This is a genomic window from Comamonas antarctica (assembly GCF_013363755.1).
GTDB classification, from domain to species: domain Bacteria; phylum Pseudomonadota; class Gammaproteobacteria; order Burkholderiales; family Burkholderiaceae_C; genus Comamonas; species Comamonas antarctica.
In genome coordinates this window covers 3,838,232-3,859,422 of record NZ_CP054840.1, presented here as the reverse complement: position 1 = coordinate 3,859,422, position 21,191 = coordinate 3,838,232, and the positions used below count along the sequence as shown (strand labels likewise).

At 63.2% G+C, this 21,191-nt stretch carries 22 protein-coding genes and 5 tRNA genes; 19 read left to right on the top strand and 8 right to left on the bottom strand.

All coding sequences use genetic code 11. The features are described from left to right. Window position 1: 1 nt before the first annotated feature. From HUK68_RS17900 to HUK68_RS17880, 5 genes are read left to right on the top strand one after another with little or no spacing between them, the layout of a single operon-like run. Complete coding sequence (locus HUK68_RS17900) at window positions 2-541, top strand: F0F1 ATP synthase subunit delta (protein ID WP_175505410.1); 540 nt, start codon at window positions 2-4, stop codon at window positions 539-541. A gap of 44 nt (window positions 542-585) precedes the next feature. Continuing rightward, window positions 586-2,139, top strand: coding sequence for a F0F1 ATP synthase subunit alpha (atpA, locus tag HUK68_RS17895; RefSeq protein WP_175505409.1), 1,554 nt, complete (start codon window positions 586-588; stop codon window positions 2,137-2,139). Between the two features lie 18 nt (window positions 2,140-2,157). Then, window positions 2,158-3,027, top strand: coding sequence for a F0F1 ATP synthase subunit gamma (atpG, locus tag HUK68_RS17890; RefSeq protein WP_175505408.1), 870 nt, complete (start codon window positions 2,158-2,160; stop codon window positions 3,025-3,027). Window positions 3,028-3,060: 33 nt separating this feature from the next. After that, complete coding sequence (gene atpD / locus HUK68_RS17885) at window positions 3,061-4,470, top strand: F0F1 ATP synthase subunit beta (protein ID WP_175505407.1); 1,410 nt, start codon at window positions 3,061-3,063, stop codon at window positions 4,468-4,470. Window positions 4,471-4,530: 60 nt separating this feature from the next. Then, window positions 4,531-4,947, top strand: coding sequence for a F0F1 ATP synthase subunit epsilon (locus HUK68_RS17880; protein WP_175505406.1), 417 nt, complete (start codon window positions 4,531-4,533; stop codon window positions 4,945-4,947). 62 nt (window positions 4,948-5,009) lie between these two features. Here the strand turns inward: HUK68_RS17880 and HUK68_RS17875 are convergent, their stop codons facing one another. From HUK68_RS17875 to HUK68_RS17860, 4 genes are all read right to left on the bottom strand, one after another. Further along, window positions 5,010-5,273 carry a hypothetical protein gene (locus tag HUK68_RS17875; RefSeq protein ID WP_175505405.1) on the bottom strand — a complete coding sequence of 88 codons (264 nt, stop codon included), beginning with the start codon at window positions 5,271-5,273 and terminating at the stop codon, window positions 5,010-5,012. 62 nt (window positions 5,274-5,335) lie between these two features. Then, window positions 5,336-5,884 carry a TPM domain-containing protein gene (locus HUK68_RS17870; protein ID WP_175505404.1) on the bottom strand — a complete coding sequence of 183 codons (549 nt, stop codon included), beginning with the start codon at window positions 5,882-5,884 and terminating at the stop codon, window positions 5,336-5,338. Window positions 5,885-5,886: 2 nt separating this feature from the next. Next, window positions 5,887-6,777: a TPM domain-containing protein gene (locus HUK68_RS17865; RefSeq protein ID WP_175505403.1), complete on the bottom strand. Its 891-nt coding sequence runs from the start codon at window positions 6,775-6,777 to the stop codon at window positions 5,887-5,889. Window positions 6,778-6,789: 12 nt separating this feature from the next. Beyond that, the gene (locus HUK68_RS17860; RefSeq protein ID WP_175505402.1) at window positions 6,790-7,398 is read right to left on the bottom strand and encodes a LemA family protein; all 609 of its coding nucleotides are present in this window, start codon (window positions 7,396-7,398) and stop codon (window positions 6,790-6,792) included. Between the two features lie 122 nt (window positions 7,399-7,520). On the opposite strand from HUK68_RS17860, the gene HUK68_RS17855 reads away from it, so the two are divergent. After that, window positions 7,521-8,054, top strand: a complete 534-nt coding sequence (locus tag HUK68_RS17855) for a DUF2946 family protein (RefSeq protein WP_175505401.1) — start codon at window positions 7,521-7,523, stop codon at window positions 8,052-8,054. 47 nt (window positions 8,055-8,101) lie between these two features. On the opposite strand, the gene HUK68_RS17850 is transcribed toward HUK68_RS17855, so the two are convergent. The 4 genes from HUK68_RS17850 to HUK68_RS17835 all read right to left on the bottom strand — a co-directional run bounded on the left by HUK68_RS17850 (window position 8,102) and on the right by HUK68_RS17835 (window position 14,764). After that, window positions 8,102-8,686, bottom strand: a complete 585-nt coding sequence (locus HUK68_RS17850; RefSeq protein ID WP_175505400.1) for a c-type cytochrome — start codon at window positions 8,684-8,686, stop codon at window positions 8,102-8,104. 188 nt (window positions 8,687-8,874) lie between these two features. Beyond that, a complete protein-coding gene (locus HUK68_RS17845; protein ID WP_175505399.1) occupies window positions 8,875-10,317 on the bottom strand; it encodes an efflux transporter outer membrane subunit in 1,443 nt (480 codons plus the stop codon). Then, complete coding sequence (locus HUK68_RS17840; protein ID WP_175505398.1) at window positions 10,310-13,465, bottom strand: efflux RND transporter permease subunit; 3,156 nt, start codon at window positions 13,463-13,465, stop codon at window positions 10,310-10,312. The genes HUK68_RS17845 and HUK68_RS17840 overlap by 8 nt, the downstream gene beginning before the upstream one ends. 15 nt (window positions 13,466-13,480) lie before the next feature. Then, the gene (locus HUK68_RS17835) at window positions 13,481-14,764 is read right to left on the bottom strand and encodes an efflux RND transporter periplasmic adaptor subunit (protein WP_175505397.1); all 1,284 of its coding nucleotides are present in this window, start codon (window positions 14,762-14,764) and stop codon (window positions 13,481-13,483) included. Between the two features lie 194 nt (window positions 14,765-14,958). Between HUK68_RS17835 and HUK68_RS17830 the strand changes: the two genes are divergently transcribed. The 13 genes from HUK68_RS17830 to rplL all read left to right on the top strand — a co-directional run bounded on the left by HUK68_RS17830 (window position 14,959) and on the right by rplL (window position 21,114). Further along, complete coding sequence (locus tag HUK68_RS17830; RefSeq protein WP_175505396.1) at window positions 14,959-15,681, top strand: TetR family transcriptional regulator; 723 nt, start codon at window positions 14,959-14,961, stop codon at window positions 15,679-15,681. A gap of 52 nt (window positions 15,682-15,733) precedes the next feature. Then, a tRNA-Arg gene (locus tag HUK68_RS17825) sits at window positions 15,734-15,809 on the top strand. A gap of 84 nt (window positions 15,810-15,893) precedes the next feature. After that, window positions 15,894-15,979: transfer RNA gene (locus HUK68_RS17820), tRNA-Tyr, on the top strand. A 55-nt stretch (window positions 15,980-16,034) separates the two neighbouring features. After that, window positions 16,035-16,108, top strand: a tRNA-Gly gene (locus HUK68_RS17815). Between the two features lie 47 nt (window positions 16,109-16,155). Further along, window positions 16,156-16,230 (top strand) — tRNA-Thr (locus HUK68_RS17810). Between the two features lie 70 nt (window positions 16,231-16,300). Beyond that, complete coding sequence (gene tuf, locus HUK68_RS17805; protein WP_175505395.1) at window positions 16,301-17,491, top strand: elongation factor Tu; 1,191 nt, start codon at window positions 16,301-16,303, stop codon at window positions 17,489-17,491. Between the two features lie 12 nt (window positions 17,492-17,503). After that, window positions 17,504-17,579, top strand: a tRNA-Trp gene (locus HUK68_RS17800). An 87-nt stretch (window positions 17,580-17,666) separates the two neighbouring features. Continuing rightward, entirely contained in the window at window positions 17,667-18,050 is a 384-nt protein-coding gene (gene secE, locus HUK68_RS17795; protein ID WP_175505394.1) for a preprotein translocase subunit SecE, read from the top strand. Next, the gene (nusG, locus tag HUK68_RS17790) at window positions 18,050-18,640 is read left to right on the top strand and encodes a transcription termination/antitermination protein NusG (protein WP_175505393.1); all 591 of its coding nucleotides are present in this window, start codon (window positions 18,050-18,052) and stop codon (window positions 18,638-18,640) included. Before secE ends, nusG begins: the two co-directional genes overlap by 1 nt. A 159-nt stretch (window positions 18,641-18,799) precedes the next feature. Beyond that, on the top strand, window positions 18,800-19,231 hold the full coding sequence (gene rplK / locus HUK68_RS17785) for a 50S ribosomal protein L11 (protein ID WP_175505392.1): 432 nt from the start codon (window positions 18,800-18,802) through the stop codon (window positions 19,229-19,231). Window position 19,232: 1 nt separating this feature from the next. Then, window positions 19,233-19,928, top strand: a complete 696-nt coding sequence (gene rplA, locus HUK68_RS17780; protein WP_175505391.1) for a 50S ribosomal protein L1 — start codon at window positions 19,233-19,235, stop codon at window positions 19,926-19,928. Between the two features lie 240 nt (window positions 19,929-20,168). Further along, window positions 20,169-20,696 carry a 50S ribosomal protein L10 gene (gene rplJ / locus HUK68_RS17775; protein WP_175505390.1) on the top strand — a complete coding sequence of 176 codons (528 nt, stop codon included), beginning with the start codon at window positions 20,169-20,171 and terminating at the stop codon, window positions 20,694-20,696. Window positions 20,697-20,736: 40 nt separating this feature from the next. Further along, on the top strand, window positions 20,737-21,114 hold the full coding sequence (gene rplL / locus HUK68_RS17770; RefSeq protein WP_175505389.1) for a 50S ribosomal protein L7/L12: 378 nt from the start codon (window positions 20,737-20,739) through the stop codon (window positions 21,112-21,114). Window positions 21,115-21,191: the final 77 nt, after the last annotated feature.

Here is a 21,191-nt window from a genome sequence, read left to right as displayed (position 1 = left end):
CATGGCAGAACTCGCCACCATTGCCCGCCCTTACGCTGAAGCCCTGTTCAAAGCCAGCACCGAGACCGGTGCGGATTTGAACAGCACAGTCGCCTGGGTGGAGGAATTGGCGGCGATTGCCGCCGATTCGCAATTGCGCCAACTGGCAGACAACCCCAAAGTGAGCGAAGAACAGCTGTTCGACGTGTTCACGGGTGTCGCCGGTGCGGCTATCCCCGATGCCGCTCGAAATTTCCTGCGCGTCATCATCGAGAACGGCCGCGTGAACGCGCTGCCCGAGGTGGCAGGCCAGTTTCGTGGTCTCGTCAACCAGCTCGCGGGCTCTTCCGATGCGGTGGTGTACAGCGCCTTCCCCATCGAGCCTGCCGCACTGACGGAGCTCAGCGCTTCGTTGGAAAAGCGTTTTGGCCGCAAGCTGCATCTCACCGTTCAGCCCGATGAGTCGCTGATCGGTGGCATTCGCGTGGTCGTGGGTGACGAAGTGCTCGACACCTCGGTCAAGGCCCGTCTGGAACAAATGAAAGCGGCCCTCACTGCCTGATCGCGGTTGAGGTCCCGGCTAAACAAAGAAAGAAGGAAAGAGTCATGCAACTCAATCCCGCAGAAATTTCTGAATTGATCAAGAGCCGCATCGAAGGTCTGGCTGGCAGCACCGATATCCGTAACCAGGGCACCGTGGTGTCGGTGACGGACGGTATCGTGCGCGTGCACGGCCTGTCGGACGTGATGCAAGGCGAAATGCTCGAATTCCCGGCCAACGCCGAAGGCCAGCCTTCGTACGGCCTGGCCCTGAACCTCGAGCGCGACTCCGTCGGCGCCGTGATTCTGGGTGAGTACACGCACATCTCCGAAGGCGACACCGTCAAGTGCACGGGCCGCATTCTGGAAGTGCCGGTCGGCCCCGAGCTGATCGGCCGCGTGGTCAACGCACTGGGCCATCCCATTGACGGCAAGGGTCCGATCAATGCGAAGATGACCGACGTGATCGAAAAGGTCGCTCCGGGCGTGATCGCACGCCAGTCCGTCGACCAGCCGCTGCAGACCGGCGTGAAGTCCATCGACTCGATGGTTCCCGTGGGCCGCGGCCAGCGCGAACTGATCATCGGTGACCGCCAGACCGGCAAGACGGCCGTGGCCATCGACGCGATCATCAACCAGAAGGGCCAGGGCGTGACGTGTATCTACGTCGCGATCGGCCAGAAGGCTTCGTCGGTCAAGAACGTCGTGCGCGCCCTGGAGCAATCCGGCGCCATGGAATACACCATCGTGGTGGCTGCCACCGCTGCCGAATCGGCCGCGATGCAGTACGTGTCGGCCTACTCGGGCTGCACCATGGGTGAGTACTTCCGCGACCGCGGCGAAGACGCACTGATCGTCTATGACGACCTGTCGAAGCAAGCCGTGGCCTACCGCCAGGTTTCGCTGCTGCTGCGCCGCCCGCCAGGCCGCGAAGCCTTCCCCGGCGACGTGTTCTATCTCCACAGCCGCCTGCTCGAGCGCGCAGCCCGCGTGAACGCCACCTACGTGGAAGAGTTCACCAAGGGTGCGGTCAAGGGCAAGACCGGTTCGCTGACGGCACTGCCGATCATTGAAACCCAGGCAGGCGACGTGTCGGCATTCGTGCCTACCAACGTGATCTCGATCACCGACGGCCAGATCTTCCTGGAAACCAGCCTGTTCAACGCCGGTATCCGTCCCGCGATCAACGCCGGTATCTCGGTGTCGCGCGTCGGTGGCGCTGCCCAGACCAAGTTCGTCAAGGGCCAGTCCGGCGGTATCCGTACCGACCTGGCACAGTACCGTGAACTGGCTGCGTTCGCGCAGTTCGCTTCCGACCTGGACGAATCCACCCGCAAGCAGCTCGACCGCGGTGCCCGCGTGACCGAACTGCTGAAGCAAGCCCAGTACAGCCCGCTGTCGGTGGCCCTGATGGGTGCTTCGCTGTTCGCAGTGAACAAGGGTTACATGGACGACATCGAAGTCAAGCAAGTGCTGCCCTTCGAAGCCGGCCTGCATCAGTTCCTCAAGACCAGCCACGGCGCGTTGATCGACAAGCTCAATGCCACCAAGGCCATGGACAAGGAATCCGAAGCTGAATTGACCGCTGCCATCGCTGCGTTCAAGAAGTCGTTCGCTTAATCCGGACGAGGAGCCATCATGGCAGCAGGTAAGGAAATTCGCGGCAAGATCAAATCGGTGGAAAACACCAAGAAGATCACGAAGGCCATGGAAATGGTCGCAGCCTCCAAAATGCGCAAGGCGCAGGAACGGATGCTCGCGGCCCGTCCCTATAGCGAGAAGATCCGCAACATTGCAGCCCATCTTGGCCAAGCCAATCCCGAGTACGTGCACCCGTTCATGCAAGTGAACGATACACCGAAGGTCGGCGTCATCGTGGTGACGACCGACAAGGGATTGTGCGGCGGCATGAACACCAACGTGTTGCGTGTCGTCACGGCCAAGCTGCGTGAATTGCAGGACCAAGGCATCTCTGCGGAGGCCGTGGCCATTGGCAGCAAGGGTCTGGGCTTCTTGAACCGTGTCGGCGCCAAGGTGGTTTCGCATGTCACGGGTCTGGGCGACACGCCACATCTGGAATCCCTGATCGGCCCTGCAAAGGTGCTGCTGGACGCATATGCGGAAGGCAAGATAAGCAAGGTGTACCTGAGCTACACCCGCTTCATCAACACCATGAAGCAGGAATCGGTCATGGAGCAGCTGTTGCCCCTGTCGTCCGCGCAAATGCAGGCTGAGAAGACGTCTGGCTCCAGCTGGGACTACATCTACGAACCCGATGCGCAGACCGTCATTGACGAACTGCTGGTGCGTTACGTGGAGTCCCTGGTGTACCAGGCCGTTGCCGACAACATGGCGTCCGAGCAGTCGGCGCGCATGGTGGCCATGAAGGCCGCAACCGACAACGCAGGCAACGTCATCAGCGAGTTGAAGCTGGTCTACAACAAGACGCGTCAAGCAGCGATCACGACCGAGCTGTCGGAAATCGTGGCCGGCGCCGCCGCTGTGTAAGCAGCTCAACCGACAAACTTATTGGAGCAAAAAATGGCTCAAGTGCAAGGCAAGATTGTTCAATGTATTGGCGCTGTGGTGGACGTCGAGTTTCCCCGCAACGCAATGCCGAAGGTGTACGACGCGCTCAAGCTCGACGGTTCGAACCTGACGCTGGAAGTGCAGCAGCTGCTGGGTGACGGCATCGTGCGTACGATTGCCCTCGGTTCGTCCGACGGCCTGCGTCGCGGCCTGATGGTCAGCAACTCCGACGCCCCCATCACCGTGCCCGTGGGCAAGGCGACCCTGGGCCGCATCATGGACGTGCTGGGCGCGCCCATCGACGAGCGCGGTCCCGTGGACCAGACCCTGACGGCCCCGATCCACCGCACCGCTCCTGCGTACGACGAACTGTCGCCTTCGCAGGAACTGCTGGAAACCGGCATCAAGGTGATCGACCTGATCTCGCCTTTCGCCAAGGGCGGCAAGGTGGGTCTGTTCGGTGGCGCCGGCGTGGGCAAGACCGTGAACATGATGGAACTCATCAACAACATCGCGAAGGGCCACGGCGGTCTGTCGGTGTTTGCTGGTGTGGGCGAACGTACCCGTGAAGGCAATGACTTCTATCACGAAATGTCCGATGCGGGCGTCGTGAACCAGGAGAACCTGAACGAGTCCAAGGTGGCCATGGTCTACGGCCAGATGAACGAGCCGCCAGGCAACCGTCTGCGCGTGGCACTGACCGGCCTGACGATGGCCGAAGCTTTCCGTGACGAAGGCAAGGACGTGCTGTTCTTCGTGGACAACATCTACCGCTACACGCTGGCCGGTACCGAAGTGTCCGCTCTGCTGGGCCGCATGCCTTCGGCCGTGGGCTACCAGCCCACGCTGGCCGAGGAAATGGGCCGCCTGCAAGAGCGCATCACCTCGACCAAGGTCGGTTCGATCACGTCCATCCAGGCCGTTTACGTGCCTGCCGATGACTTGACCGATCCCTCGCCCGCAACGACCTTCGCCCACTTGGATTCGACCGTCGTTCTGTCGCGTGACATCGCTTCGCTGGGCATCTACCCCGCGGTCGATCCCCTGGACTCGACCAGCCGCCAGCTGGACCCCCAAGTGGTGGGTGACGAGCACTACCAAGTGGCCCGCGCCGTGCAAGGCACGCTGCAGCGTTACAAGGAACTGCGCGACATCATCGCGATTCTGGGCATGGACGAACTGGCACCTGAAGACAAGCTGGCCGTGGCCCGCGCGCGCAAGATCCAGCGTTTCCTGTCGCAGCCCTTCCACGTGGCCGAAGTGTTCACGGGCGCGCCCGGCAAGTACGTGCCCCTGGCAGAAACCATCCGCGGCTTCAAGATGATTGTGGCTGGCGAGTGCGACCACCTGCCCGAGCAGGCCTTCTACATGGTTGGCACCATCGACGAAGCCTTCGAAAAGGCCAAGAAGCTGGCAGCCTGAGGCACCGGAGCCCGCAAGGGCTCCTGTTCCCCAGCCCAGACTTAACCTTTAGGAGCAAAGATGAACACCATCCACGTCGATGTGGTCAGTGCCGAAGAGTCGATCTTCTCCGGTGAAGCGCGTTTCGTCGCGCTGCCCGGCGAGGCCGGCGAACTGGGCATCTACCCGCGCCACACCCCGCTGATCACGCGCATCAAGCCTGGCTCGGTGCGCATCGAGATGGCGGACGGCAGCGAAGAATTCGTCTTCGTGGCCGGCGGCATCCTCGAAGTGCAACCCAACCTCGTCACGGTACTGTCCGATACGGCCATCCGCGGCAAGGACCTCGACGACGAGAAGGCCAACAAGGCCAAGGCCGCCGCCGAGGAAGCGCTGAAGAACGCCAAGGGCGAACTGGATCTGGCCAAGGCCCAGTCCGAGCTGGCTGTCATGGCCGCTCAGATTGCCGCGCTGCGCAAATATCGCCAGAAACGCTGAGCTTTCGGCGCATGAAAAAAACCGCTCCTCGGAGCGGTTTTTTTATGCCTGCAGGCAACCGATCAGGGCGCGCACTTCGCCTGGTAGACATAGACCACCGAGTTGTCCTTGGAGTCGACGACGCGGCGCTTGTGCAGCTGGGTGGTTTCGGGGTTGGAGCACATGGCCTTGGCCTGGGCTTCGCACTTGCGCGGATCGTCTTCCTTGAGCTTGCAGCTCAGCACGTAGTCATAGACCACGCCAGACTCTTTGCTGTCATGGCCCAGGCTTGCACAGCCGGCCAGACCAAGGGTTGCGCCAAGCGCAAGGACTGCCAATGTTTTCATGGAAAGCTCCAGTGATGGGATGCGCTAACGCTATCACATGTTGTGACAGATGTGACGGTGACTCAAGGTCCCATGCGATGGCCGCTGCGCAGGCGCACGGGCGCATCGGGCAGCGCATTGGCATGCATTGAAGCGGCGCCGTCGTCTGCGGTGGCGAAGTGTTCGTACAGCAGCGCGGTGGCATGCGACAGCGCATGCGTCAAGCCATCTTCATATTTGCCGTCCTGGAAGGCCGTGCCCATGTGCTGCACCATGCGCTCCCAGGTATCGGCGGGAATGGCGCGCGTCAGTCCGCGGTCGGCGATGACCTCGATCGCGTGGTCTGCAAGCAGCAGGTAGATCAGCACGCCATTGTTGTGTTCGGTGTCCCACACGCGCAGCTTGCCGAACAGCGCCACCGCACGCTCGCGTGCCGACGCATCGCGCCAGATATACGACATGGGCAGCCCGGCTTCGACACAGATGCGGATCTCGCCCGAATGGCGCTGCTCGCTGGCGGCCACGCGCCGGCCCAGACGCTCGAGCAGTTCATCGGGCAGCGCGGCCTGCATCCGACCCTCGGCCCAGCGGTGGCGCAGCAGGCGCACGAAACGTTGTATCCAGTTGCGCATGTTCACCAGCTCCCCGAGGCGCCGCCGCCGCCAAAACTGCCACCGCCGCCGGAGCTGAAGCCGCCGCCGCCGAACCCGCCGCCGCCGCCTCCAAAGCCACCGCCGAATCCGCCGCCACCGCCAAAGCCACCGCCGCCAATGTGCATGCCCTTGCCGTTCGACAGCAGCGTGATCAGCAGCGCGACGACCCCGGCGCCGCCCGCCAGCAGCACGCTGGTGGTGAGCCAGAAGGCCACGGCACCCGTGCCCGCGCCCATCAGCACCGCGCCCAGGCGGTTGCCGAAGATGCGGCGCGCCAGCGGTCGCAGCACGGACACCGCGATGAACAGGAAGATCGCCAGCGACTCCAGGTCCAGCTTGTCGTCCTGTTGAGCGCGCGTGGGTGGCGGCAGCTGTTCGCCCGAGATCAGCTTCTCGATCTGCGTGAGCGCCGCGCCCAGGCCTCCCGCATAGTCGCCGGCGCGAAAGCGCGGCTGCATGGTTTCATCCAGGATGCGCGCGGCGGAAATATCGGGAATCGCGCCTTCGAGCCGGCGCGCGACTTCGATGCGCATGCGCCGGTCGTCCTTGGCGACGATGACCAGCAGCCCGTCGCCGACATCGCGCCGGCCGATCTTCCATTCGCTGGCGACGCGGTAGGCATAGGCCGCGATGTCTTCGGGTGCGGTCGTGGCCACCATCAACACCACCACCTGCGAACCGTGCCGGCTTTCGATCGCGGCCAGCTGGGACTCCAGCGCAGTGCGGTCTGCGGGTGCGAGCGTGCCGGTCTGGTCGATGACGCGCGCACTGAGCGTCGGCACGGGTTGCAGCGCCTGCGCACCCGCAAACAAAGGCGCGCAGGACAGTAGCAACAGGGACAGGAGCCAGCGCCAGGCCAGCGTGAAATGCATCGTGCGGCCTGATCAGCGAGCGGGTGCGGCCGGCGCGGGTGCCGAGAAATCCACGCGCGGCGGGGCGGAGATCTGGGCCTCGTTCTGCACCGTGAAATTCGGCTTGGGGTCGTAGCTGAAGACCTTGGCCGTGAGATTCGTCGGGAAACTGCGCGCCAGCACGTTGTAGTCCTGCACGGTCTTGATGTACTGGTTGCGCGCCACGGTGATGCGGTTTTCCGTGCCTTCAAGCGTCACGCGCAGGTCGCGAAAGCCCTGGTTGGCCTGCAGTTGCGGATAGCGTTCCGACACCACCATCAAGCGCGACAGCGCACTCGACAGCTCGCCTTGCGCCTGCTGGAAACGGTTGAAGGCGGCGGGGTCGTTGATCAGCTCGGGCGTGGCCTGGATCGAGGTGGCCTTGGCGCGGGCCTCGATGACGCGGGTGAGCGTTTCCTGCTCGAAATTGGCCTCGCCCTTGACGGTGGCAACGATGTTCGGCACCAGGTCGGCGCGGCGCTGGTACTGGTTGAGTACCTCGCTCCACGCGGCCTTGGATTGCTCGTCAAGGCGCTGGAAGTCGTTGTAGCCGCAGCCGGTCAAGACCAGGGCCGTGAACATAATCGCTAGAAGTCGTTTCATGGTGAGCTCTTGCCGGCACACCCCACAGGCGAAATTGCATGGATGGCTGCCGATGCCAGCGATTGTGCCGCAGGTAACATCGGGGCGATGGTAGGAGCCGGCCGCAACCCAAGGAGACGCAAATGGACGATATCGTGAAACAGGCCATGGCCAAGTGGCCCAATGTGCCCGACTGCTTTGGCTGGCTGGGCCTCGATGCGCGCGGACAATGGTTTCTGCGCGACGATGCCACCCAGGCCCAGGGCGCATTCCCCGACAGCAAAGGCTCACTTCTGGAGCATGGGAAATTGCTGGCCTTCATTGCCCGCAACTACGCGCATGACGACCAGGGCCGGTGGTTTTTTCAGAACGGGCCGCAGCGCGTCTATGTCGAACTCGAGGCCGCGCCCCTGGTCTGGCGCCTGCAGCCCGACGGCCAGGTGCAGGCGCACACCGGGGTGCTGGCAATGCCCGAGGCCTGCATCGTCGATGAACAGGGCCGGGCCTATTTCATGACGGCGCTGGGCCTCGGGCTGGTGCACAGCCTGGATGTGGGATTGGTCGCGGACGGTCTGGAGCAGGGCCGCTGGCCGCAGGAAGAAGTGCCGGCCGCCCGCCTGGCGCAGCGCTTTGGATTCATACCCAGCCCGGCGCAGCACCAAACGGCGCAGATGTGAAAAGAGGCCCGAAGGCCTCTTGATCGAACGGGCGTGGCGCCGTCTGCTTACTTGGCGGCTGCTGCGCCTTGCTGCGCGGTGTTTGCCGGTGCGGCAGCTTCCGCTGCGGCAGCTTCCGCTGCGGCACCCTCCGCTGCAGGCGGGTTGGGCTCTTCGAACTTCGCGCCCGCGGCATTGGCCATGTAGACCACGCCGCGCGCGATTTCGGTGTCGTTGAAGTCGCCGCCGCCCTGGGGTGCCATCGCGCCCTTGCCGGCCAGCGCGGAATGCACCAGCGTCTCGAGGCCTTGCGCCAGGCGCGGGCCCCAGGCGGCGACATCCTGGAACTTGGGTGCGCCGGCCGCGCCGGTCGCATGGCAGGCCGCGCATTGGCCGTTGTAGACCGCTTCACCGCCGCGCAGCGGGCGATTGGCGTCGCGGATCTCGATATGCCCCACCTTCTGCAGGCGCTGGGCCTTGGCCATCTCGGGATTGGCCGCGCCCGGGCCGGGCTTGTTTTCTGAGCTGACGATCGTCACCAGGCCGATGATGACCAGGACCGGAATCACAAAAGAGAGAAAGACGGCGATCAGCAACTGCTTGGGGTTCTTGATCGGGCCTGCATGTGCTTCTTCGTGGGGGGTGGCGCTCATGACATCCTCAGTATTTATAGGGGTATAAACCAGCAAGGAATTATATGGGCCGACCCGCGCTTGGGTGCTGCGCGTTTCCCCGCCTGTGCGGACTACGGCAACTTTGCTGCACAAGACATGATCTGGCGCAAGAAAAACGGCCATGACCCGAAGGGCATGGCCGTTGCAGTGGGCACCGGATCCGGACTTCAGCGCGCGCTGGTGGTCGCCTGTGCGGTGGCGGCGAGCGGCGTGGGCGTGGTCACGCCGCCGCCCAGCGCCTTGTAGAGCTGCAGCTGGTTCTGCAGCTGGGTCAGGCGCACCTGGACCACCGATTGCTCGAGCGCAAACACCGAGCGCTGGGCATCGAGCAGGTCGAGGTAGCTGGCCACCCCGTTGTTGTAGCGCAGGTCGGAAAGCCGCAGGCGCACGACTTCGGCTTCGAGCTGGGCGCGCTGGGCGCGGTCCTGCTCTTCGAGCGATGCCTGGCTGTCGAGCGCATCCGAGACTTCGCGGAACGCGGTCTGGATGGTTTTCTCATACTGCGCCACGGCAATCCGGCGGCCCACTTCGGCGGCGTCGAGGTTGGCGCTGTTGCGGCCCGCATCGAAGATCGGCAGCAGCGCCGAGGGCGCCAGCGAGAAGCCCCAGGATCCGCTCTTGAACAGACCCGAAAGCTCGCTGCTGGCCGTGCCGACCTGCGCCGTGAGCGCAATGCGCGGGAAGAAATTCGCGCGCGCGGCGCCGATGTTGGCGTTGGCGCCGATCAGCGCCTGTTCCGCCTGGCGGATGTCGGGACGCTGGATCAGCAGGTCCGAAGGCAGGCCCGCGGGCAGCGGCGCCAGCGACGGCACCTGGTTCAGCGGCGTGCTCGCCAGGCTGGCGCTGATCTCGGCCGGCAGCGCCTGGCCCAGCAGCAGGGACAGCGCATTGGCGTCCAGCGCGCGCTGGCGCTGCTGCAGCGCCAGCGTGGCGCGCGCGCCTTCGGTCAGCGTGATGGCCAGGCGGTAGTCGAGTTCGGAGCTCGCGCCGGCGTCGAAACGCAGCTTGGTCAGCGCCACCGAGGCTTCGCGCGTCTCGAGCGTGCGGCGCGAGATCGCCAGCAGTTCCTCGTTGGCCAGCAGGGTGTACCAGGCATTGGCCACCGCGGCCACCAGGCTGATCTGCGTGGCACGCATGCCTTCCTCGGTGGCCAGGTACTGGGCCAGGGCCTGTTCCTTCAGCGCGCCCACGCGGCCAAAGAAGTCCAGTTCCCAAGCCGTGGTCTGCAGGCCGACGTTGAAGACGTTGGCATAGCCGCCGTTGACGGTGTCGGGTGCGCGCGAGGCGGTCGCGCCGCCACTGATGGTCGGGAACTGGTCGGCGCGCGTGATGCGGTACTGGGCGCGGGCCTGCTCGATGTTGAGCACCGCGACCTGGAGGTCACGGTTGTTGGCCAGCGCCAGGCCGATCAGTTGCTGCAGCCGCGGATCGGTGAAGAACTGCTGCCAGGGCAGCGCGGCCGCGGGCTGGGCACCTGGCGCAACCCCTTGCGGGGCCGAGCGGTAGGCTTCGGGCATGGGCGCCGCGGGGCGCTCGTAGGTGGGAATGAACGAGCAGCCAGCCATCAGCAGGGCCGCTGCGAGCGCTACGGGAGTGCAGCGGTTAATCATGGCGCAGGGCCTCCGAATTGTGGGCAGTAGCGGGGGGCGTCTCGGCGTCCTCGGCGTGCTTCTTGCCCTTGAACAGCGTGCGCACGACCACGAAGAACACGGGCACGAAGAACACGGCCAGCACCGTGCCGGTGATGATGCCGCCGAGCACGCCGGTACCGATCGCGCGCTGGCTGGCCGAGCTTGCGCCCGAGGCCAGCACCAGCGGCACCACGCCCAGGCCAAAGGCCAGCGAGGTCATGATGATCGGGCGGAAGCGCAGGTGGGCGGCTTCGATCGCGGCCGCGATCGCCGACTTGCCCTGGGCCTGCAGGTCCTTGGCGAATTCGATGATCAGAATCGCGTTCTTGGCCGTCAAGCCGATGATGGTGATCAGGCCCACCTGGAAGTAGACGTCGTTGGAGTAGCCACGCAGCAGCGTGCCCAGCACCACGCCCAGCACGCCCAGGGGCACGACCAGGATCACGGCCAGCGGAATCGTCCAGCTTTCATACAGCGCGGCCAGGCACAGGAACACGGCCAGGATGGCGAAGCTGTACAGGATCAGCGACTGCGAACCCGCGAGCTTTTCCTCGTACGACTGACCGGTCCATTCGTAGCCGAAGCCCTCGGGCAGCTGGGCCACCAGGCGCTCGACTTCCGCCATGGCGTCGCCGGTGCTGTAGCCCGGAGCCGGCACGCCCGTGATCTTCATCGCGGGATAGCCGTTGTAGCGCAGCGTCTGCTGCGCACCCGTGACCCAGCGGGTCGTGGCAAAGGTCGCGAACGGCACGGGCGCGCCTTGGGCGTTGGGCGCCGTGAGCTGCATCAGGTCCTCGGCCTGCATGCGTGCGGGCGCATCGGCCTGCACGATCACGCGCTGCAGACGGCCCTTGTTCGGGAAGTCATTGACGTAGCTCGAACCCAGCGCCGTGGACAGCGTGGAGTTGATCGAACTGAACGACACGCCCAGCGCGCTGGCCTTGTCGCGGTCGATGTCGATCTGCAGCTGCGGTGCGTCTTCGAGGCCTTCGGGACGGACTTGCGTCAGCACCTTGCTTTGCGAAGCCATGCCCAGCAACTGGTTGCGCGCATTGACCAGCGCCGTATGGCCGTTGCTGCCACGGTCTTGCAGGCGCAGCGTGAAGCCCGTGGAGTTGCCCAGTTCGGGAATCGGAGGCGGGCTCAGCGCAAACACGAAGGCATCACGCACGCTGGACATCGCGCCCATGATGCGGCCGGCGATCGCATCCGCCGAATGTTCCGCGCCATGGCGCTCGCCCCAGTTCTTGAGCGTGATGAACGCCAGGCCGGCATTCTGGCCCTGGCCCGAGAAGCTGAAGCCCAGCACGCTGACCATGCTCGAGACTTCAGGCTGCTGCAGGGCGAACTTCTCCACCTCTTCCATCACGGCCTGGGTACGCTGCAGTGTCGCGCCCGGAGGCAGCTGGACGTTGGCGATGACCGTGCCCTGGTCTTCACCGGGCAGGAACGATGTGGGCAGGTTCCTGAAGATCAGCACCGCGGCGCCCAGGATGGCGGCGTAGATGATCAGGTAGCGCGCAGCCTTCTTCAGCATGCGTGCGACCACGCTTTCATAGCCCTTGGCGGTCTGGCTGAAGCGGCGGTTGAACCAGGTGAAGAACTTGTTCTTCTTGGCGTCATGGTCGATGGGCTTGAGCAGCGTCGCGCACAGCGCGGGTGTCAGCGACAGCGCCATGAAGGCCGAGAAGGCAATCGAGGCCACCATCACCGTCGCGAACTGGCGGTAGATGTTGCCGGTGGAGCCGGCAAAGAAAGCCAGCGGCACGAACACCGAGATCAGCACCACGGTCACGCCGATGATGGCGCCCGAGATCTGGCCCATGGCCTTGCGGGTCGCGGCGCGCGGCGGCAGCTTCTCCTCCTCCATGATGCGCTCGACGTTCTCGACCACCACGATGGCATCATCGACCACGATACCGATCACCAGCACCATGCCGAACATGGTCAGCACGTTGATCGAGAAGCCCAGCGCCAGCAGCGTGGCGAAGGTGCCCAGCAGCGCGATCGGCACGACGATGGTCGGGATGACCGTGTAGCGCCAGTTCTGCAGGAACAGGAACATCACCAGGAACACCAGCACCACGGCTTCGACCAGGGTCTTCGCGACCTGCTCGATGGAGATGCTCACGAAGTTCGAGCTGTCATAGGGAATCGACCATTCGACGCCCTCGGGGAAGTACTTCTCCAGCTCCTCGAGCTTGGCGCGCACGTCCTTGGCGGCGGCCAGCGCATTGCCGGTCGGCGACAGCTGGACACCGATACCGACGGCAGGCTGGCCATTGAGGCGCGCCGAGGTCGACAGGCTCTGCGAGCCGATTTCGATGCGGGCTACATCCTTGAGGCGCACGGTCGAGCCGTCGGCCTGGGCGCGCAGCACGATGTTGCCGAACTGCTCGGGGGTCGAGAGCTGGCCTTTGACCGTCACCGTCGCCGAGATCGACTGGCCGGTGATGTTGGGCAGCTCGCCGATCGCGCCGGACGCGACCTGGGCATTCTGCGCCTGGATGGCAGCCGTGACCTCGGCCGAGGACAGGTTGAAGCCCTGCAGCTTGGCGGGGTCGATCCAGATGCGCATGGCCTGCTCGGAGCCGAACAGCTGCACCTGGCCAATGCCGGTGACGCGCTGAAGTTCGGGCACCAGATTGCGCGTCGCGTAATCGCCCAGCGCCGTCGTATTCCATTCGGGGTTCTTCGACGCCAGCATCGCGAACAGCAGGAAGTTGGACGACGACTTGTCGACCTTGACGCCCTGCTGGGTCACGGCGGCAGGCAGACGCGGCGTGGCGCGCGACAGGCGGTTCTGCACGTCGACCTGGGCCAGCTCGGGGTTGGTGCCCTGCGCAAAGCTCACGGTGATCGAACCCGTGCCGTTGGCCTGGGCGACCGACTCCATATAGAGCAGTCCGGGCGAGCCGTTCATTTCGCGCTCGATCACGGACAGCACACTGTCCTCGAGCACCTGGGCGGAGGCACCGGGATAGGCGGTGCTGATGACGATGGCCGGAGGGGCCACGGGCGGATACTGCGCGATCGGCAGCTGTGTCAGCGAGACCGCGCCCATCACGATGATGAACAGCGCGATCACCCACGCAAAGATGGGGCGTTCGATAAAAAACTTGGCCATGACTAACGCCTTTGTTTACTTGGCGGCTGCGGCAGCCGGAGCGCCGGCCGCCGGAGCCGCTTCGGCCGCAGGTGCGGCGGCCGGGGCGCTGCCCGGAGCCTTCCACGGCACCGGAGTCACCGGCGTGCCCGGCGGCAGCATCTGCAGTTTCTGGAAGCCGTCGACCATGACCTTCTCGCCGGCCTTCAGGCCCTCGAGCACGACCCATTGCTGGTCCTGCGCGGCGCCGACCTTGATCGTGCGCTTGGTGATCTTGCCGTCGTCGCCCACGATGGAGACGGTGTCGCCGGTTTCGGTGCGCGTCACGGCCTGCTGGGGCAGGGTGATGGCATTCGAGACCTGAGCTTGTTCCACCTGCACGCGGACATACAGGCCTGGCAGCAGCATGCCCTTTGGGTTGGGCACTTCGGCGCGCAGCGTGACCTGGCCGGTGGCGCTGTCCACGGACAGATCGGTGAACAGCAGCTTGCCGGTGCGCTCATAGACGCTGCCGTCTTCCAGCACGACCTTCACGCTGGCGGCGTCGTTGCCCGAGGCCTTCTTCAGCTTGCCTTCGGCCATGGCCTTGCGCAGCTTGAAGGCCTCGCTCGACGACTGGGTGAAGTTGATATAGACAGGGTCGATCTGCTGGATCACCGCCAGCGGCGTGGCTTCGCCCTGGCCGACCAGCGCGCCCTCGGTGACCAGCGACTGGCCGATGCGGCCCGAGATCGGCGCCGTGACCTTGGCGTAGCCGAGGCTGATATCGGCAGTGCGCACGTTGGCCTTGCCCGCGGCGACATCGGCCAGCGCCTGCTTGTAGGCCGCTTCGGCGTTGACGAATTCCTGCTTGCTGATGGCATTGGCTTCGACCAGCGGCTTGTAGCGCTCGAGCTGGGCCTGGGCCTGGATCAGATTGGCTTCCGAACGGGCCAGCGCGGCGCGCGCGCTCTGGGCCGTGGCTTCATAGGACGCGGCATCGATGCGGTACAGCGCCTGGCCTGCCTTGACGTCGCTGCCTTCGCGGAACAGGCGCTCCAGCAGGATGCCGGCGCTGCGTGCGCGCACCTGGGCCACGCGCGATGCTTCGACACGGCCGGGCAGCTCGGTCACCAGGCCGACATCGCCGGGCGTGGCCACGACGACACCGACCTGCACCTGGGGCGCCTGGCCGGCGGCGGCTGCAGGTGCCTGGCCTTCGGCCGGCTTGTCGCCGCAGGCGGCCAGCGCAAGCGCCGCCGTGATGGCCAGGGCCAGGCTGGCGTGCCGGTAGAGGCGACGGGGAGGGTGTGCGTCGTGCGCGTGGCGCGTGCTGTGCATGGTTTTTTTCCTAATATGAATCAGCGTCAAAGCATGGAGGGGTTGCGTGTGACGGGCGTGAATACGCAATGCCCCTCAAAAGAGCTTGGAGATTGTACATACATCCATGAATGTATAATTAGATCCCTGCCTGAACTGAGGACATTGTGACCTTAGTGCCCCAAGCTGTGCACAAAGAGAATTGGAGACATCTGATGGCCCGTAGAACCAAGGAAGATGCCGAAGCAACGCGCAATGCCTTGCTGGACGCTGCCGAGCAGGTGTTTCTGGCGCAGGGCGTCTCGCAATCATCGCTGGCGGCCATTGCCAAGGAGGCAGGCGCGACGCGCGGCGCGGTGTACTGGCACTTCAAGGACAAGCTCGATCTGTTCAACGCGATGATCGATCGCGTGACCATGCCGCTGGACCAGGTGATATATGGCGACCTGGGCCAGTTGTCGCAGGTGGCCCCGCTGCCGCGGATGTGCCGCGTCATCCATTTGCTGCTCAATGGCCTGGTCAACGACGACCGTATCCGCCGGGTGTTCACCATCCTCATGCACCGCATGGAGTTCGTGGGCGAACTCGCGGCCCTGCAGGTGCGCCATACCTCGTCGATGAACGAGTTCACGCGCCAGCTGGCGCTGGATTTCGCTGCGGTGGCCGAGCAGCAGGGCTATGCGCTGAGCGGCACGCCGCAATTGCTGGCCATCGGCCTGCGCTCCCTGCTGGACGGACTGATGCATTCCTGGCTGATGAGCATCGAGGGTTTCGATCTCGAGAAGGATGGCCTGGCGGCGGTGCAGGTGTATCTCGTGGGCGCCGGACTGCCCAAGGCGGCGGTGGCCGCGACTTTTGCCGAAGCCACTTCCCTGCCGAACCCGCTGGCGGGTGCAGCACGTTTGCCCTGTGGCTATGTAGATAGCTCGGTTCTGTGAATTGCAGGCAAAGTCGTGCGACAATGCCGCTTGCTTTGGACCTCGGTCCGGGGCGGCTGTAGCTCAGTGGATAGAGTATTGGCCTCCGAAGCCAAGGGTCGTGGGTTCGATCCCCGCCAGCCGCACCAGCGCTGCATGAAAGTGCAGAACTAAAGTGAAAAAATAGCAGTTTTGTTTTTGGTGTCAAAAATGCTGCTACAATCGAATTCTTCGGAGGGGTGCCCGAGTGGCTAAAGGGGGCAGACTGTAAATCTGTTGGCTTACGCCTACACTGGTTCGAATCCAGTCCCCTCCACCAGTTTTTGGTTGAAGAGTTGAAGGATGCTTTTACCGGCATCCGCGCACAGAGATGTGCGGGAGTAGTTCAATGGTAGAACCCTAGCCTTCCAAGCTAATGACGCGGGTTCGATTCCCGTCTCCCGCTCCAGAACTGTGTGTCAGTAATTTTTTGAGTTGCCGCAAGGCAATTTCAATGCCCATGTGGCTCAGTGGTAGAGCACTCCCTTGGTAAGGGAGAGGTCGCGGGTCCGATTCCCGCCATGGGCACCAGCTTTCTGGTGCTTCCGCTAGATGGTTGCGCCGAGTCCTGTAGTTAAAGATTTTTTTCGGAGTCGGAAAAATGGCAAAAGGAAAATTCGAGCGCACCAAGCCGCACGTCAACGTGGGCACCATCGGTCACGTCGACCACGGCAAGACGACGCTGACGGCTGCGATCGCAACCGTGCTGTCCGCCAAGTTCGGCGGCGAAGCCAAGAAGTACGACGAAATCGACAAGGCGCCTGAAGAAAAGGCCCGCGGTATCACCATCAATACCTCGCACGTCGAATACGAAACCGAAAGCCGCCACTACGCGCACGTCGACTGCCCCGGCCACGCTGACTATGTGAAGAACATGATCACCGGCGCCGCCCAGATGGACGGTGCGATCCTGGTTTGCTCGGCCGCCGACGGCCCGATGCCCCAGACCCGCGAGCACATCCTGCTGGCTCGCCAAGTGGGCGTTCCCTACATCATCGTGTTCCTGAACAAGTGCGACATGGTGGACGACGAAGAGCTGCTGGAACTGGTGGAAATGGAAGTCCGCGAACTGCTGGACAAGTACAGCTTCCCCGGCGACGACACCCCCATCATCCGTGGTTCGGCCAAGCTGGCTCTGGAAGGCGACAAGGGTCCCCTGGGCGAGCAAGCCATCATGGGTCTGGCTGAAGCCCTGGACACCTACATCCCCACGCCCGAGCGCGCTGTGGACGGTGCCTTCCTGATGCCTGTGGAAGACGTGTTCTCGATCTCCGGTCGTGGCACCGTGGTGACGGGCCGTATCGAGCGCGGCATCATCAAGGTCGGCGAAGAAATCGAAGTCGTCGGTATCCGCGACACGCAAAAGACCACCTGCACCGGCGTGGAAATGTTCCGCAAGCTGCTGGACCAGGGCCAAGCTGGCGACAACGTCGGCCTGCTGCTGCGCGGCACCAAGCGTGAAGACGTGGAACGCGGCCAAGTGCTGTGCAAGCCCGGTTCGATCAAGCCCCACACCCACTTCACCGCTGAAGTGTATGTGCTGAGCAAGGACGAAGGCGGCCGCCACACTCCTTTCTTCAACAACTACCGTCCCCAGTTCTACTTCCGTACCACGGACGTGACCGGTGCGATCGAGCTGCCTGAAGACAAGGAAATGGTCATGCCTGGCGACAACGTGTCGATCACCGTCAAGCTGATCGCTCCCATCGCCATGGAAGAAGGTCTGCGTTTCGCCATCCGTGAAGGCGGCCGTACCGTCGGCGCCGGCGTGGTTGCAAAGATCCTGGCATAATAGATAAGTTCTAGGGGTATAGCTCAATTGGCAGAGCGTCGGTCTCCAAAACCGAAGGTTGTAGGTTCGATTCCTACTGCCCCTGCCACCTCGGTGGTGAAATGAGAAAGCCCGCCAGTCTCTGGCGGGCTTCAGTGTCTTGGGCGTGGCGTGATCCGCGCGAGAGAAATCAGATATGGCCATAAGTCAGGTAGAAACCGTTAGTTCCACCGCCGATAAGGCGAAGCTTGCCGCAGTAGCGGCTTTGGTCGTTGCTGCGATTGCCGGTTTCTACCTGTTGTCCAAGCAAGGCCCGGTGGCGCAATGGGGCGTGCTGATTGTCGGCCTGGTGGCTGCAGCCGGAGTGTTCCTGGTGTCCGAGCCGGGCAAGCAATTCGTCGGCTTTGCACGCGACTCCTGGCGTGAAGTCAAGAAGGTTGTCTGGCCTACCCGCAAGGAAACGATGCAGATGACGGCCTACGTCTTTGTGTTCGTGGTGATCATGGCCTTGTTCCTTTGGTTCACCGACAAGACACTGGAATGGGTTTTGTACGATCTGATTTTGGGCTGGAGGAAGTAATGACGGATGCTGTCGAAATGGGCGTTGCAGATACCACGGGTGCTGCTCCTACCAATCCTGACCTGCGCTGGTACATCGTTCATGCCTATTCGGGCATGGAAAAAGCAGTCGAACGCAACATCACCGAGCGCATCATGCGCGCCGGCATGGAAAACAAGTTCGGCCGCATCCTGGTGCCCACCGAGGAAGTGGTCGAAGTCAAGAACGGCCAGCGCAAGACCACCGAGCGCCGCCTGTTCCCGGGCTACGTGTTCGTCGAGATGGTCATGGAAGACGACACCTGGCACCTGGTCAAGCACACCAACAAGGTGACCGGCTTTGTCGGCGGCGCGAAGAACCGTCCCGCACCGATTTCCGAAGAGGAAGTGCAGAAGATCGTCAGCCAGATGCAGGAAGGCACGGACAAGCCGCGCCACAAGGTCGAATTCCTGGCGGGCGAACTGGTGCGTGTCAAGGAAGGCCCGTTCACCGACTTCAACGGCTCGGTCGAGGAAGTCAACTACGAAAAGAACCGCCTGCGCGTGTCGGTCACGATCTTCGGTCGTGCCACGCCGGTGGAGCTCGAATTCTCCCAGGTCGAAAAGACCTGAGGAACCCCATGAGGCCCAGGCCTCATGTTCTGTGTGGCCCAGGCCTCATGTTTTTGTGTTTTCGCATTTCTCGGCTCGATGCGGAATTTTTGAATGAGTCGTTAACCCCCGGGGAGCAGCGCGCGATAGCGCGCCGCGTTATACCCGCAAGGAGCAATCATGGCGAAGAAAATCGTCGGCTTCATCAAGCTGCAAGTCCCAGCTGGCAAGGCCAACCCATCCCCACCAATCGGTCCCGCACTGGGCCAACGTGGCCTCAACATCATGGAGTTCTGCAAGGCGTTCAACGCCCAGACCCAAGGTGTCGAGCCCGGTCTGCCGCTGCCCGTGGTCATCACGGCCTTTGCCGACAAGAGCTTCACCTTCATCATCAAGACCCCGCCCGCGACGGTCCTGATCAAGAAGGCCATCAAGCTGGACAAGGGTTCCTCGAACCCCAACAAGGTCAAGGTCGGCAAGATCACGCGTGATCAACTGGTTGAGATTGCTAACACCAAGCTCAAGGACATGAACGCCGCCGACGTCGACGCCGCTGTGCGCACGCTGGCTGGTTCCGCCCGTTCGATGGGCGTGCTGGTGGAGGGTTTGTAAAATGGCCAAGCTGACCAAGAAGCAAAAAGCCTTTGCAGGCAAGGTTGATTCCAACAAGCTGTACGCTTTCACCGAAGCCGTCGTGCTGGTGAAGGAAGCTGCAACCGCCAAGTTCGATGAATCCATCGACGTGGCCGTGCAACTGGGCGTGGATGCCAAGAAGTCGGACCAAGTGGTTCGCGGCGCTGTCGTGCTGCCCCACGGTACCGGCAAGACCACCCGCGTTGCGGTGTTCGCACAAGGTGCCAAGGCTGAAGAAGCCAAGGCTGCCGGCGCCGACATCGTGGGCATGGACGACCTGGCCGCCATGGTCAAGGCCGGCGACATGCCTTTCGACGTGGTGATCGCTGCTCCCGACGCCATGCGCGTCGTGGGTACGCTGGGCCAGATCCTCGGCCCCCGCGGCCTGATGCCCAACCCCAAGGTTGGCACCGTGACCCCCGACGTCGCCACGGCCGTGAAGAACGCCAAGGCTGGTCAGGTCCAGTACCGCGTCGACAAGGCTGGTATCGTGCACAGCACCATCGGCCGCCGCTCGTTCGACAACGAAAAGCTGCAGGGCAACCTGGTGGCTCTGATCGACGCCCTGAACAAGTCCAAGCCCGCCACGAGCAAGGGCCTGTACCTGCGCAAGGTGGCAGTTTCCTCGACGATGGGCGTGGGCGTTCGCGTCGACACCCAGACCATCGCAGCGTAATTGCAAAAAATCTTCAGGCCGGTTGCAAGACCGGCTTGATGTGGTGGGCTGCGGCCTGGCGCTCAGGCGCCGGGCCCAGGCCATCCAAGACCGTTGGTGCACACCTGGCTGTGCTTAAACCCGAATGGGCCAACGCAGATGGCGATCCCGCTGCAGATGGATGTATTTCCTCAACAGTTGGTCGCTGCAACAAGAGCGCGTACGAAGGACCTCCGACGTATGCATTTTAAGGAGTAGACCTTGAGTCTTAATCGCAGTGAGAAAGAAGCGGTCATTTCCGAAGTGACCAGCCTCGCCGCTAAAGCTCAAACGCTTGTGATCGCGGAATACCGTGGCATCACGGTCGCCGACATGACCAAACTGCGTGCTGATGCCCGCAGCAAGGGTGTGAGCCTGAGCGTGTTGAAGAACACCCTGGCCCGCCGTGCTGTCGCCGGTAGCGCGTTTGACGTGGTGGCTGACCAGATGACTGGTCCGCTCATCTATGGCTTCTCTGAAGACGCAGTGGCCGCCGCCAAGGTGGTGGCCGACTTCGCGAAGACCAACGCCAAGTTGGTCATTCGCGCAGGCGCTTTCGGTGGCAAGGCCCTGGATGTCGAAGGCGTGAAGCAACTGGCAAACATTCCTTCCAAGGAAGTTCTGCTGGCACAAGTGTGTGGCTTGCTTATGTCCCCCATGTCGCGTACGGCCGTTGTGCTGGGCGCCCTGGCGGCAAAGAAGAGCGAAGGCGTTGCCGAAGTGGCAGCCGAAGAAACTGCCGCGGCCTGAGCGCCTGGTAGTCAACCAACAAAATTGTTAGGAAATCAAAATGGCATTCGATAAAGACGCATTCTTGACCGCGCTGGACAGCATGACGGTTCTGGAACTCAATGACCTGGTGAAGGCCATTGAAGAGAAGTTTGGCGTGAGCGCTGCCGCTATGGCTGCTCCCGCTGCTGGTGGCGCTGCTGGCGGCGCTGCTGCTGCTGAAGAGAAGACCGAATTCAACGTCGTCCTGCAAGAAGCCGGCGCCAACAAGGTGTCCGTCATCAAGGCCGTGCGCGAAATCACCGGTCTGGGTCTGAAGGAAGCCAAGGACCTGGTCGACGGCGCTCCCAAGAACGTGAAGGAAGGCATTGCCAAGGCTGACGCTGAAGCTGCCGTGAAGAAGCTGGTGGAAGCCGGTGCCAAGGCTGAACTCAAGTAATTGAGCTCATTCCCTAGGCTGGAGTGCCCGCAAGGCGCTCCAGCCTTTGGCGCTTATGGAACGCGATTCCAGAACGC

Coding starts and splice junctions, on each gene's coding strand:
- HUK68_RS17870 (WP_175505404.1), bottom strand. CDS start 5,884: ATGCGCAACTGGATACAACGTTTCGTGCGCCTGCTGCGCCACCGCTGG.
- HUK68_RS17875 (WP_175505405.1), bottom strand. CDS start 5,273: ATGAAAACATTGGCAGTCCTTGCGCTTGGCGCAACCCTTGGTCTGGCC.
- HUK68_RS17845 (WP_175505399.1), bottom strand. CDS start 10,317: ATGATTAACCGCTGCACTCCCGTAGCGCTCGCAGCGGCCCTGCTGATG.
- nusG (WP_175505393.1), top strand. CDS start 18,050: ATGACGGATGCTGTCGAAATGGGCGTTGCAGATACCACGGGTGCTGCT.
- atpD (WP_175505407.1), top strand. CDS start 3,061: ATGGCTCAAGTGCAAGGCAAGATTGTTCAATGTATTGGCGCTGTGGTG.
- tuf (WP_175505395.1), top strand. CDS start 16,301: ATGGCAAAAGGAAAATTCGAGCGCACCAAGCCGCACGTCAACGTGGGC.
- HUK68_RS17865 (WP_175505403.1), bottom strand. CDS start 6,777: ATGCATTTCACGCTGGCCTGGCGCTGGCTCCTGTCCCTGTTGCTACTG.
- HUK68_RS17880 (WP_175505406.1), top strand. CDS start 4,531: ATGAACACCATCCACGTCGATGTGGTCAGTGCCGAAGAGTCGATCTTC.
- HUK68_RS17835 (WP_175505397.1), bottom strand. CDS start 14,764: ATGCACAGCACGCGCCACGCGCACGACGCACACCCTCCCCGTCGCCTC.
- atpA (WP_175505409.1), top strand. CDS start 586: ATGCAACTCAATCCCGCAGAAATTTCTGAATTGATCAAGAGCCGCATC.
- rplK (WP_175505392.1), top strand. CDS start 18,800: ATGGCGAAGAAAATCGTCGGCTTCATCAAGCTGCAAGTCCCAGCTGGC.
- secE (WP_175505394.1), top strand. CDS start 17,667: ATGGCCATAAGTCAGGTAGAAACCGTTAGTTCCACCGCCGATAAGGCG.
- HUK68_RS17855 (WP_175505401.1), top strand. CDS start 7,521: ATGGACGATATCGTGAAACAGGCCATGGCCAAGTGGCCCAATGTGCCC.
- rplA (WP_175505391.1), top strand. CDS start 19,233: ATGGCCAAGCTGACCAAGAAGCAAAAAGCCTTTGCAGGCAAGGTTGAT.
- HUK68_RS17900 (WP_175505410.1), top strand. CDS start 2: ATGGCAGAACTCGCCACCATTGCCCGCCCTTACGCTGAAGCCCTGTTC.
- HUK68_RS17860 (WP_175505402.1), bottom strand. CDS start 7,398: ATGAAACGACTTCTAGCGATTATGTTCACGGCCCTGGTCTTGACCGGC.
- rplL (WP_175505389.1), top strand. CDS start 20,737: ATGGCATTCGATAAAGACGCATTCTTGACCGCGCTGGACAGCATGACG.
- atpG (WP_175505408.1), top strand. CDS start 2,158: ATGGCAGCAGGTAAGGAAATTCGCGGCAAGATCAAATCGGTGGAAAAC.
- HUK68_RS17850 (WP_175505400.1), bottom strand. CDS start 8,686: ATGAGCGCCACCCCCCACGAAGAAGCACATGCAGGCCCGATCAAGAAC.
- HUK68_RS17840 (WP_175505398.1), bottom strand. CDS start 13,465: ATGGCCAAGTTTTTTATCGAACGCCCCATCTTTGCGTGGGTGATCGCG.
- HUK68_RS17830 (WP_175505396.1), top strand. CDS start 14,959: ATGGCCCGTAGAACCAAGGAAGATGCCGAAGCAACGCGCAATGCCTTG.